The organism is Blastopirellula sp. SH421 (assembly GCF_057808535.1).
In genome coordinates this window covers 641,616-654,213 of the sequence record NZ_CM173712.1, presented here as the reverse complement: position 1 = coordinate 654,213, position 12,598 = coordinate 641,616, and the positions used below count along the sequence as shown (strand labels likewise).

At 54.4% G+C, this 12,598-nt stretch carries 6 protein-coding genes; 2 read left to right on the top strand and 4 right to left on the bottom strand.

What is annotated here, in order from left to right; all coding sequences use genetic code 11:
• Positions 1 to 37: 37 nt before the first annotated feature.
• Together SH421x_RS02615 and SH421x_RS02610 are read right to left on the bottom strand one after the other, a co-directional pair.
• On the bottom strand, positions 38 to 2,059 hold the full coding sequence (locus tag SH421x_RS02615) for an RHS repeat domain-containing protein (RefSeq protein WP_488853763.1): 2,022 nt from the start codon (positions 2,057 to 2,059) through the stop codon (positions 38 to 40).
• 309 nt (positions 2,060 to 2,368) lie between these two features.
• Entirely contained in the window at positions 2,369 to 2,884 is a 516-nt protein-coding gene (locus tag SH421x_RS02610; RefSeq protein WP_488853762.1) for a hypothetical protein, read from the bottom strand.
• 521 nt (positions 2,885 to 3,405) lie between these two features.
• Here SH421x_RS02610 and SH421x_RS02605 point away from each other — a divergent pair.
• Both SH421x_RS02605 and SH421x_RS02600 read left to right on the top strand, forming a co-directional pair.
• Positions 3,406 to 3,762: a hypothetical protein gene (locus SH421x_RS02605; protein WP_488853761.1), complete on the top strand. Its 357-nt coding sequence runs from the start codon at positions 3,406 to 3,408 to the stop codon at positions 3,760 to 3,762.
• A 244-nt stretch (positions 3,763 to 4,006) separates the two neighbouring features.
• Complete coding sequence (locus SH421x_RS02600) at positions 4,007 to 6,082, top strand: hypothetical protein (protein ID WP_488853760.1); 2,076 nt, start codon at positions 4,007 to 4,009, stop codon at positions 6,080 to 6,082.
• Positions 6,083 to 6,129: 47 nt separating this feature from the next.
• Here the strand turns inward: SH421x_RS02600 and SH421x_RS02595 are convergent, their stop codons facing one another.
• On the bottom strand, positions 6,130 to 6,273 hold the full coding sequence (locus tag SH421x_RS02595; protein WP_488853759.1) for a hypothetical protein: 144 nt from the start codon (positions 6,271 to 6,273) through the stop codon (positions 6,130 to 6,132).
• 86 nt (positions 6,274 to 6,359) lie between these two features.
• Positions 6,360 to 12,593, bottom strand: coding sequence for an RHS repeat domain-containing protein (locus tag SH421x_RS02590; protein ID WP_488853758.1), 6,234 nt, complete (start codon positions 12,591 to 12,593; stop codon positions 6,360 to 6,362).
• Positions 12,594 to 12,598 lie beyond the last annotated feature (5 nt).

The window sequence follows — 12,598 nt, the reverse complement described above, 5'->3', positions numbered from 1 at the left end:
CGTCGCCAAGCGGTAAAACAGCAGAGAATTCTCATATTCATTCGCCCAGCACCTTCGCCGATCCATCTCCCATGCAAACAAATGTTTCGTCCAAGTCGCACTTGTATTTAGACTTTTTTCCCGGATTGAAGACTTTGGTGCCAAGAGGGCCAATTCCTTCTCCCATAAGTTTTTGCATGACGGCATCGCATTTCACGAATACACGAACGCTATCGCACCGCTGGAATTTGTTTCCACACTGGTAACTCGCGTCACTTCCCGTGTCTTGAAACTTTTTTCGGTTTCTGCAAAGTATGTGTGCAAGGCTCTTGGCAGCTTCTATTGCTGTTTTCATAGCCGCGACTGCGTCTTCGGCGGCCAAGAGGCATTTTCCCATGTCGGGAAATCCGGGAATTTTTTGATGGTCGGGGATTGTCCCCTGATAGTCTCCATTGAAGCACGTAACTGCACCGATATAGTTGCCCCCGCCGTTTACGATATCTGTGGGTTTCATTTGATCTTCTATGAATTGTGCAGCTTCTTTGCCGTAGTGACCAGCGAATATGCCAATAGAGCATTGCCCGGTTATATCTGCTAAGCCTGATGGGTCAACGAAATCGATCGGAGCACTATTGACAAATTGAAACAAGTTAACACTTTGCCCCAGGTAGCCAATTGGATCACGGCGAATCCAATTGCCAATTTCGTAGTGAAGATATCGCATTCGACTTATCTGGAGCCCAGTCGTCACGTCTAATTCGCGCCCAGTGAATCGAACCCTCCATGTAAGATTTGTCGCTGAATTAGTGACAAAGGCGGAATCTAACTCAAGGCTCTTTCCATACGGCTGATAAGCGAAGCGCTCCCAAATACTTCCTGACTCGTTGGTCAACGCCGTCACGTTCCAATTAGCGTCCTGCATCGCGTAAAGCCGTTCCTCCAGCGATCCATTTCCATCCGTATCGCGGTCTCGCAGGACGAGGTCGTCGACATACCGCAGCCCCCAGACATATTGCAATTGCGGGGTGCTCGATGAATCGACTCGCTCTTCAATCGCTTGCCACTTGGCTGGATTGGTGAAGTAGACGTGTCGGGTTTCATCAAGGCTGCCGGAGGCGTACGACTTGACGACTGCGCGCCTCTTCGCCGCGTCATAAACGTATTCCGCAACGGTGTTCGCCCCGTCAACCAGTTTCACCAACCGGTTCCAGGCGTCGTAGGTCGCCGCATACGAACTCGTCAAGTCATTCGGTTGCGGGATCGTCGTCATGTTGCCGGCGCGGTTGTAGGCCGGCGTCGCCCACGATGCTCCGGCGGTTTCCGAAATGTCCGAAATCTCGTTAACCAGATTCGCCATGCGGGCTTGATCCAGATCCCATGCTCCATCGCCGTTGTAATCTTCCAAGAATTTCTTCCAATTGCCGGTGTCGTCGAGCGACCAGCACTGGGCGAAGGAGTCGCTGGTGACCGCATCCTTGTTCCCATTAAGCGTCCCGCGCGACATGTCTTTGAGGCGATGGACGCCGTCGTAGCTATAGAGTTCGTCGAACGGTTCATTGAGTGCGTTGGCCACGACATTTTGCCGCCAAATGCGATTCGAGGCCCGATCGTAACCGTATTTGATTCGATCGGTATCGGCCGAGCTGCCGTAATCGTACCAGCGGTTGTCCTTCACCCGCCCGAAGCGATCAAGGCCCGAATAGATGTCGCCGTTGTCGGCGTCATTGGCGCCAGACAAATCGGCCAATGTCCATTTTGTCTCAGGCTGCATGTAGTCGGCGACGACGAAGCCTTGCCCGAAGGGAGCGTCTACGGACTGCGCGGATCCGCCCATTCCCAGATACGCGTAGTCGACCAGGTGCGTGACGCCGTCATCGTCGATGATCGACGCTATCCGACTGGCGACGTCGTCAATTTCGCTGGCGGTTCCATAGTCGTACATGATCACGCGTCCGTTGGGATACGTCAGGCTGATAGGTCGAACCGTATTCGCCGAGCCATCGGCGTACCCGTACTGCACCTTGGGAGTCGTGGATGTGCTGACGACGCCGTCGTGCGACTGATAGTCCTTCGTCAGCATTCCGAAGTTATTGTACGTGAACTGGACGTCTTTGACAGTTTGGGCTGCGTCACGAAAAAGACCACCTGCAAGGGATGCAGGCGGTCTGAGGATTGCGACTGCTTTAAAGCGGCACCGAAGAATCCTTTCATGGTCGTCGGTGCATACGGTTTTGGTCGACCTCATTCATTGCCACGCAAGGCCTTGACCGGGGGCTTCCTATAGGCGGCGCCCAGGCCTCTTTGTCATCGGAGTCTCCTCGGCCGAAATCGGCCTTTAGGCTCTCATTGCATGTGGGCCAGAATTTCGTGAGCACGCCACCTTGTCCGTTCACTCGGATTCTTCAATTCGACGGTTAAGATCTAGCGCCATTTTGTTTGGACTGAGGGTCAGGTTAGAGCACTCAAAGTAATAATGATTGTCCACCACTTTGGTCCAGACAGCGGAGTCTCGCTGCAAGTCGCTAGGGTCCTTAATGTCAAATATCAAATACGCAGGGACAGTATCGGGGTATGACCACGTGGAAACCTTTTCAATATTTTTATAGTCGATCGTGACATTTCGAGACGGCATTGCGATGTGAGTAAGTGTTACAGATCCCTGCTTCATGACAAGCACTGGTTTTTGGAGTGACATCACTATGCATGAAGTCCAGACGCAACCAGCAATTAACGCCGCCAAGCACAGGTACGATAGCGCCGGTGCTTGTTCGAACCATCCGATTGTGACAAGTGAAAACCTGTCTAAAAGGAATGCAGCTAAAAAGACAGCAATGCCAATAAGCAGTCCTACGAAAGCGATTGGATTGCGAAACACAGACGACTCTTGTATTAATGAGGTATTCATGTAGTTTCCTGTCCAGATATGCTTAAGCCAGAAGCTGTCCCGCGCAGGATGACGAAGTAAGTGTTTCCTTGAAGTAGCCGGATGAGAAAGAAAAGGTGTCAGGACTGAATGGCACGAGCTTAAAGCCTCCGCCCCAGCATGCGGCAACGGGCGAAAGTTGCTATCGCAAGATCTTGCGATAGCATGTCGTGGGCTTTGCAACTTAGCGAGCTAATTTGAAAAGACGGCGGAGCTTCGCTGAATTGGTGGTGTAACAATCGCCGCTTCAGGAGGCCCCGCCGTGTCCGATCAGTTTAACGCTTCGCCGCAGGAAGTACAAAGCAAGTTCCGTAACGTTTCGATCTTCGTCAGCGAGTTGCTGCTGCCCAGCGGCGTTGTCGCCGTGATCTGTCAAGAGATCGGCTTCTCGTTTCGACAGCGGATCTATTTGCCGATCGTCGTTGTGTGGATGTTCGTGATGCAGACGCTGTCAGCCGATCCTATGGCAAGCGGAGTTGCATATCCGAAGCTTGAAAACGCAAATGCAAATGGATCACCTCCGCTGCAAAAGTCCGGCGATGGTTCAGAAGGAACTCCACTGCCACATGATCGGCTACAATCTGGTGCGGGCCGCGATGCTGGCAACGGCGCTGAAATTTCGGCTTCCTCCTTGGCGACTCAGCTTTACCGGCGCGCTGCAAGCGATCGAAGAGTTCGCCGCCGCGCTCCGCTGGAACACGAAGCAACAAGAGTTCCAGTGGGAAAACGTTCTGCAAACGATCCGCCAACTGGAAGTCGGCGCCCGGCCCGACCGCAACGAACCGCGAGAAATCAAGCGAAGACCAAAAGCGTATAAACTAATGCAAACGCCCCGAAATCGTTACGCAACAGCGGCTTAGAGTTAAGCTCGTGCCATTCTCACATGACACCTTTTCTCACACTTTGGGTGTGGTGGACGTGTTCACGGCGCCGTCGTGTGCTTGGTTGGGCGCGGACTGCGTCTGCACATACCTCGGCATGTGACGTTTTCAGAATATGCAACCATCAGGCATGCCGCCCCGAATTAGCTGTCCGCAAAACGATGTGCCAGATACAATCGAGCGAAGTTTGCGATCGATAAAGACGAGGTGAGGAGGTCATGGCATGGTGAAGGGGTTCGTGTTCTTCGTGGCGTTGTCGTACGTCGGTGCGGTGGTGTCCCTGGTGCTTTGGCCTGTGGTTTTTACATGCCAGATTTGCCAAGCTTTCCTTATGGTTTTTACGCTGGTTGCTGCTGCATTGTTGACGAGTTCCGAGAGCAGGCTTCGCAGTGTGGTTTCTGTCTTCTTGGTGGTGTGTACCCTTCACTCCGCCGCAGCGGTTTTCATGTTCACGCAGCCCAATTTGGGAGGCGTTTTTCCCACGACGTGGCTATTTGAATTGTTGGTTGAACGTACGGGAGGGGGCTCAACTTCCTTTTACGCGAATCCGCGCGTGGATGATGGTCTGATTGCGTCTCTGTTGCAGCCGGCGGAAGATCGCGAATTCTTGTATCTCGTAGCGGCAGGCATTTTTTCCGTTTTGTTGGGGGCCCTGTCCGCATTTTTGTCGCTGTTGCGTAAGCGTCGCTGGCTTGACGGCGCCTGCGAGAACTTAGTGGGCGCTTCGAGTTTGGTGGCGTCAAGCACAGATTGTTCCGCTTGGTTGCCGAAGGTCGTCGCGGCGGAAGCGTCACTCTTCTTAATCATTCTTGTCATAAGCATGAGCGTTTCCGGCTACCGTCTTTTACTTTTTTGGCGGATGTCGCTAGTTGTTGCGCTGTTAACAGGGCTCGTTGCGGCTTGTATGAAGCGAAGGGAAATAGCGTACATTTGTCTCACGTTTGTTTCCGCTGCAGCTCTCTATGCGTTTAATTCCATATTTCTTGGAAACTACTCGCAGACGCCAGCGTTTCTGAGCGATTTTGTGCTGCTGCATTTCGCTCAGCATCTTCACTTTTCCGAAACGGCGATGACTATGGCGGACGTCAGTTTATCCAATAGCGTCGCCGCAGGAGAAAGCTTTGAGCTTGGTCAGTTGGTCACGGCGTTAGGGGTTGGCGCGGTCATGGCAACAATTGCATTCGCGTATCGACGAAACGTCGTCATGATTGATCGAGAGGGGTCAGATCTGCTCGAGAGAATCTACGAAGAGAGTCCACCTTCGGCAGCCAGTAGAGTCCAGTTTAGCTTAAAGATGTTAATGCTTTCGGTGGTCGCGGCTTCCGGAGTAATGGGAGTTGTCGTCAATCTTACGAGTATTCCCATCCTTGTGTGCATCTACTTATACGGAGCCATGGCGTTAGTAAGCTTGATCGCAGTTCACGTCGTCAGGCAAGATATTCGGTATGGACTTTTGGCGGCACTCTCTGTTGCAATTGTCTTGCCGTTTCTGGATATTTTTTTGTTCGATGACTTTTACCACCTTGAAGGAAGCCCTGTAACATTTTCCCTTGGTTGCGTCTTTCGATGGTTGCATTTGGAGCGAGGCGTAGGTTCGGATACCCCATTGATGGACGACGAGCCGAAGTATGCATTGTACTTCTCGAGGTTCGTCTCTTCCGGCACGATACTCTTTTACCTTGCTCTGTCTGCATCCAGCGGCGTATTTGTATTTCTATTCAGAGAGCGGGCCCTTGGGAACCGTTCCCAGGAAAGTGGGGACGCTTGTTCGCGTGTGGATCGACGCCAAATCGCAAAGCTCGCCGCAATGTCGTTTTGTTGCACCGCAGTATTTTTGCCGATCGCAGTTCTCATCTTTTTCTGGTCTGGGGAGGGGACGTGTTTGATAGTTCGCGCAATCTTCCTGGTGATGGTTGGGATTGCGCTGCCGCTTGGTTTCCTGTCAAATGAGGCGTATCAACGGGCGGCGATTGCGCTTGTCGCCGTTTCTTGCACGTATCTTTGGTTGACAATTGGCGTTTTTTCGGCGGGCAACATGCCAGAGTATACGCTTAGCTCGCTGTTTCTTCTGTACGCATGGTACTTCGTTAGCCGCTTTCCCGCCTGGCCAAAGTGGGAAGCTTCCGGCGATCTGGTCCAACTCTTCGGTGAAGAGATTGGCGGAGTTATAGGGACGGGCGAATGTCTGCTGGCAATTCTGTTTGGCTTGATTGCGATGAATTTGGTGGTACGGAACGCTATGAACAATGGCGATGCTGACGCTCCAAATCGTTGCGTATCGGAAGAGACGATTCGCTAAGGTCGATTTCCTCGAACTGGCGTCGATTTCAGTAGCGGCAAAGCTCTTTAGCGACGCGTTTGGCGTCCCAACCGCGTGTAGATAGATTTTTTTCCATTCGCTATAGCGTACGGCTGCTTATGAGGTTTGACGTTGTCAACCAGATGCGAGGTGAACTCCTGCGGGACGCTCCAATAAAGAAAAGTCGCCATGACGCTTCGCTTCTTTCGCGCCATGGCTCTTTTTTCGTCAATGTCCTATTTAGGAAGTGCGACCTTTTGGGCGTGATGTACACATCCTATTTCATCTGGGCTTCTCGAATCTTTTGACGAATAGCGTCGTAAACTGCCTGGCCTCCTCCGCAATGAGCAACGAAATTCATGCCGATCGTCGCAGGATCTGGCCGAAAGTTGGACTTTTCTGGTTCGTCGTGATTTTTCGTGCAATTGTGCCCCAATTCATGGACTAGCGTAGCGAGAAATTTTTGGGCATCCCTGATCCAAGCTACGGTATCGGTGGCGCCCAGCGGAGGCTTGGGAACGTCACTAGGTTTAAGTGTGATGTAGCTCTGCTCTAGCAGTTCCGCGCTGCAGGCGTTACAGCTGGCATCGCCGGGAATTTTTGACTTGTCACCCAGTTTATACTTCGTAAAGCTAGAGCCATTCGCTTTCGACCATGTGCATGGTCCGTTCGTCGCGGCATTGTGCCCTGCTTGCGGTGTGCCACACTTTATCGTGATATTTGATTTCATCGTGTCCTTATAACACTGGGTAAGTTCGTCTCTGCACTTCTGGCACTTTCGGTCTTCAGAGGGTTTGGGGGTTTTCTGAAAACATCGGTTTTCTTGCCCTTTAATCCGCTCTCCTATGAACGACATGAAAAAGTCAATCGCCTCTTTTTGTACGTCGCTGCACTTTGAGTCCTCGGTTGCAACTCTGTACCAGCCCGTAGCGTCTACGTTGTTTACTCCGGCGAATCCAGAATAGACGTTGGTGCCGTCACTGTAGTGCTGCTGATCTCTCGATATCCATGCACCAAGTTGCATGTGCAAGTACCGATTTCGACCAATCTGTAGTCCAGAATTCGGATCAAAATCTTGTCCGGCGAATCGAATGGTCCAGTCGAAGTCACCGCCAGAATAGATTGTGAAGTTGGAGGAAAGGCCTTTGCTTTCTCCGTATGGCAGGTAGACGAATCGTTCTTGAATTGTTCCACTTGCATTTGCCAACGCCGTCACGCACCAATTGGCGTCCTGAAGGGCGTATTGACGTTCACTAAGTGTGCCGTCTCCCGTTGCATCACGGTCGCGCAATACGAGGTCATCAACGTATCGCAGGCCCCACACGTATTGTCGTTCGGGACTGCTTAACGCATCGATACGCTTTTCCAAGACCTGCCATTTTGAGGGAATGCTGAAATATGAGTGCCGAGTCTCAGCAAGGATCCCGGTTGAAAACGATTTCGTGATGATCCTTCGATTGAAAGCATCGTATTGGTATTCGGCGATCAGGCTGGAGCCAACCGAAAGCGTCGCCAAGCGATTCCAGGCGTCGTATGTCGCGGCATATGTACTCGCGAGATCACTTGGCTGCGGGATCGCCGTCATGTTGCCCGCGCGATTGTAGGAGGGAGTTGCCCAGGATGTGCCAGTAGTTTCGGAAATGTCGGCGATTTCATTGACGCTATTTGCCGTACGAGATTGGTTTAGGTCCCAAACGCCATCTCCGTCTGTATCCGAAAGATACGCTTTCCAGTTTCCGCATTGGTCCAGCGACCAAACTTGGGCGAAACACTGATTGGACAGCGCGTCATGGCCGCTGTTCAGTACTCCGCGCGTCATGTTTTTTAGGCGGTAAACGCCGTCGTACTGGAACACTTCGTCAAACGGTTCGTTGAGTGAAGCGGCTACGACGTTCCTCCGCCATGTGCGCATTCCAACACGGTTATACCCATACTCAATACGATCGGCATCGACGGAATCGCCGTAGTCGTACCAGCGGCTGTCCTTGACGCGGCCAAAGCCGTCTAGTCCTGAATAGATATCGCCGGTGTCGGGATCATTCGCGTTCGAGGAATCGGCTAGCGTCCATCGCATTTCCGGCTGAGTCAAGTCGGCAACCACAAAGCCTTTTCCAAGCGGCGAATTGATTGATTGTGCCGAGCGTCCCTTGCCCAAATATGAATATTCTACTAGACGCGTAATGCCGTCATTGTCGACAATTGACGCCACACGTCCTACGGAGTCGTCAATTCCCCCAGTGATACCATAGTCGTACGTCAGAACGCGTCCGTTAGGATAGGTCATGCTCGTCAGACGCGTCGTGTTAGCTAAACCATCGGAATATCCGTATTGCACTTTAGGCGTGGTCGCGGCATTCACAGCACCGTCATGAGCTTGATAATCTCTTATCAGTTGCCCGATATCGTTGTAGGCGAACTCGACTTCGTTCACCACGTTTCCGCTGCTGACAGTTGAATTGTCGTAGGAAGTGAGCGAATGGCGCATGCCGTGCACTTCATAGGTGGTGGCGATTCGCCGAATGGAGCCATCGACGCCAGTGCCCAGAGTCGTGACCCGATCCTGAGTCACTCGGCCGAGTTGGTCGTAGTCGTAGACGTGAACCGTTCCATTTTGGTCGGTCACGCTCGTCGGCTGCTGTTGTCGGTTGTAGGTGAAAAAGATCGCGTCAGAGGTATCCACTGAATCGGGATAGATTTCCCTCCTTTTCAAGAGGCTGCTGGCAATGTCCGAATCGCTGAGGGTCGCGCCGTAGACATACTCGGTCACCTGATCGCCAGTCGTACTGTTCTCGGCGGTGATCGATGCGACATTGCCATCTGCGTTGTAAGTGGTCCGGACGGTAACGTTTATCTCATCCGAAGTCTCGTTGTACGAAGCTACATAGTTTTCGACAACCGTTGTCGGTCGACCCGCTGCGTTATATTCAGTTTTCGAAACTCTCGCCTCGGGATCCGTTACCGTTTCCAGATTTCCGGCGTCGTCGTAGCTGAGTGAGGTGATCAGTCTGACCTCGGATCGAGTGGGAATCGTAGCTGGACGCGCCAAATTCGATCCGCCATTCGTGCCGAAGTCAACATCGGCCTGTTCTCGCCCTAGGGGATCAGGGTAGGACGCGAAATAGGATACCCGGGCCTTTGGTGTTGTTGTCGGATCGTACAATTCACCCGTTTGCGATGCCACGGCATCGTGGTACCGCTGGCGCACCGTCACTTGGATAAGATTAAAAGCGGTGTCATATGCAGTTTCTGACTGGTTCAAAATAGTGTCGCCGCTCACGTTTGTCGCTTCGGCGTAGGTCGACTCATTGAGGTCGTAGCCTTGGAATTCTTTCACCCGGCGTCCCAGACCGTCGTAGATCGATTTGGTGAAGAGCTGCGAGCCGGCAGGGAACGACTTAATCACATTGCCGGCGGCGTCGTACCAACTGTTGCTGGTTAGCGCGTTGCCGACGGTCCCCGTGGTCGGATCGACGCCGTGTTGAATCGTCTGGTAGACCTGACCTCGGTCGTCGTACTTCGTTTCGCTGCGCGCGATCAGGTTCCCGGAGCTGGTCGTGTCGTAGCGTTCGACTTTGACGGCTTGGTTGAGATTGTTGTAGGTCGTCTTCTGGTAGAAGTCGATTTCCCCGTCGATGATCGTCTGGCGGTTCCGCCAATCGTAACCGAACTCGGTGACGCGAGTCGTGCTGCCATCGACATGCTGCGTCGACTGAGTGAGCAGGCCGTCTCCTCCGGCCAGGCCGGCGTCATATTTCTGTTCGCTGATCACAACCATGTTGTTGTCGAGGGACGATCCGCCGGTCGGATCGCTGTCGGTGGCGTCGGTATCGTCGGTACCGACAAATAGTTTCACTGCCTGACCACGGACATCGTAGACGGTGCGGGTGATCGTGCCACCAGGCGTGCGCGTCCGGTTTTGGCGCTCCATGCCATCGTAGCCGAAGGTGGTTTCGTCGTAGTTTGTCCCGGCTGCTCCTTCGCCGCTGGCGGGGATCGTGTGATAGACGCGTCGCGCCGTGAGCTTGCCGTCTCCTTCGTAGTGGTTGGTCGTCCAGCGGACATAGGTTGACTGTGGGAAGCTGTCGCTGGCGGAGAGCTTGCCGCTGGCGGTGGCCCGCGTCGCTTGGATTTGCTCGGTCGCTTTCCCCTCCTGGTCGAACTTCGAGATCGAAACCGGGTTGATCAGCGTGAACGTGTCGAAGCTGGCGCCGGTGGCGTAGCCTTGGGCGGTCCAGACTTCGCGAGTTGCGTCTTGGTAGACCGTCCAGGCGGCGGTGCGGATGGTGGTGGCGACACCCGCGATGTCGATTTCGTGCTCGGGGCCGAGCATTTGCACCATACGCCCGCGATCGTCGTTCGTGTAGTCGGTCACGATGTGCAAGCCGCCGTTGGCTGGCGTGTTCCAGCCTGCGGGAAGAGCCAACTCGGTGTCGTCGACATCTTCAATCCGCCGTGTGACGGCGCTGGTCACGGCGTCGAACTGCTGATGACGAATGAAGCCGCGGGGGCCTTGTTGCCAGATGAGATTGCCGTTGACGTCGAACCGCTCGATCTGCGTAGCGGCTGTGCCCGAGCCGTTTTGTGAAGTCGGAACGGCCGGCAGGGTGGTGGTTCGCTGCTGCACTTGGGCAGAGCCGGTGTGATAGACGTAGGCGAACGACGTTTCGATCGCGCCGGTTTCGTCCTCGTTGCGATAGGTGATGATCTTGGTCTGCGGGCGAACGACGTATTCGTTGGCTAGGCCAGCGTTGAGGGTGTGCGAGCCGTACTCGAACTTGCGGAGCGTCGCGACCTGGCCGCTGGCGCCTTGGCGGATTTTTTCGGCCGAGCGATAGCCGGCCGCGGCGGTCGCGGAGTCGGACGTGTAGTACTCGTACAGATGAACAACCCCTTCCGCCGTCTTTAGCGTGACGTCAAGATCGGCGGCGCTGTCGTTGTAGTTGGCGATGGCCGACGGTTGAGCATGCAGGATCAACTGACCATCTTCGTTGAACTGCTGCACTTCGACCCAGGTGTTGAGTTCGTAGCTAAATTCTTTGAGCAGCACCTGGCCGAGGTGGTTGGTGTAGACGACGTTGCGGCTGTTGTCGGGACGGACCTCGGTCGTCTTGGTTTGCCAGTGGTTGTAGCCGACGGCGTTTCCGCTGTGCTCGAAGCTGAACTCGAAGGTTCGCTCGCCCCCGTCCACTTTTTCGAGCGTGACGCGTTGCTGGCCGTCATACTCGAAGTAGTAGTCGGCGTAGGCTGCGACTTCGGCGTTGGTGGCGGTCAGCGGATCGGAGATTTCGGGATCGGCGGCCAGGCGGCGATAGCTTTCGGGCTGCAAGACGTATTTTAGGCCATGCACGAAGCCGGAGGACTCGCCCAGCTTGTAGTAGCGGTAGTAGTGCGTCCCTTGATCGGTCCAACCACCCAAGCCGTTGGGCAGTTGCGTCGTCGCGGTGCGGAGGTCGCCGGGTGAACCGAACAGGTCCATGCCGTCGTGATAGGTGTAGGTAGCGCGGATGATTTCGTTCCAGGGATCGGCGCCTTCGCGACGGCGGAGGGTCACCGTCTGCAGCATGCCGGCGTTGACTCCTTCTTCCAAGTATTCATAGACGAACGATTCGACCGTCGACGTGCCGCGCTGCACCTCGGTCACTTGGCTCCCTTCGTAGGAGACCACTTCGACCACTTCGCCGCTGCGAGGAACGAAGCGTTTGAGCTTGCCGGCGGGGTGTGCCCATTGTTCAAAGTCATAGAACTCCCAGATGCGTCCCTCGGGATCGGTTACCTGGTAGATGCCGCTTTGCTTGATCAGCTTGTGCTTTGATCCATAGCGGGCGACATAGCCGCCGCCGACCGCGTCAAACCACAGGACGTGGTTGTTGTCCCACACGACGGCGCAGGAGTCGCCCAGCATCCCTTCGACCATATAGGCCCATTGCCAAGTCATCCAGTTGTGGCCGTTGGCCTGGTAACCGTCGGCCGAGGTCCAGGGGCCAGAGCCGCCGACTTCGCCGTGATCAGAGTTACCGCGGAGGCGATTGTTGTATTGGCGGGTATGGCCCCAGTTTTCGCCAAATCCGCGAGCGGCGATGTCGGTGACTTTGAGCTGGAGCTCACCGTTTTGGTAACGGACTGGGTGGTCGCTAACGGCGCTGATTCCTTCGGAGCAAGTTTCGCAGCACTCGTCGCACGGATTGCAATCGCAGCCGGGACGGCAGTCGGGGGTTGGGCCTTCGGCGTCGCAATAGTACGGCTCGTACTCGACCTGCAATTCCATGTAGCCGTTGTAGCTGTAGTGGGATTGGAAGGTGAAGTTGCCAGGCGCGCCTCCTTGCAAGAGTTCGCCTTCGGCAGAGACCGAGCCGGACCAGTACTGCAATTGGTAGCCAGTCTCGATCAACCGCCAAGAGACGTTATGTCGCAGCGGATCGGCGACGCCGGTTTGTTGAAAGTATTGCGACAGGTCTTCGGTTTGATGGCCGCCGTTGGTGACAAAGCTGTGGATGGTTTCCCATTGAGACATGATAG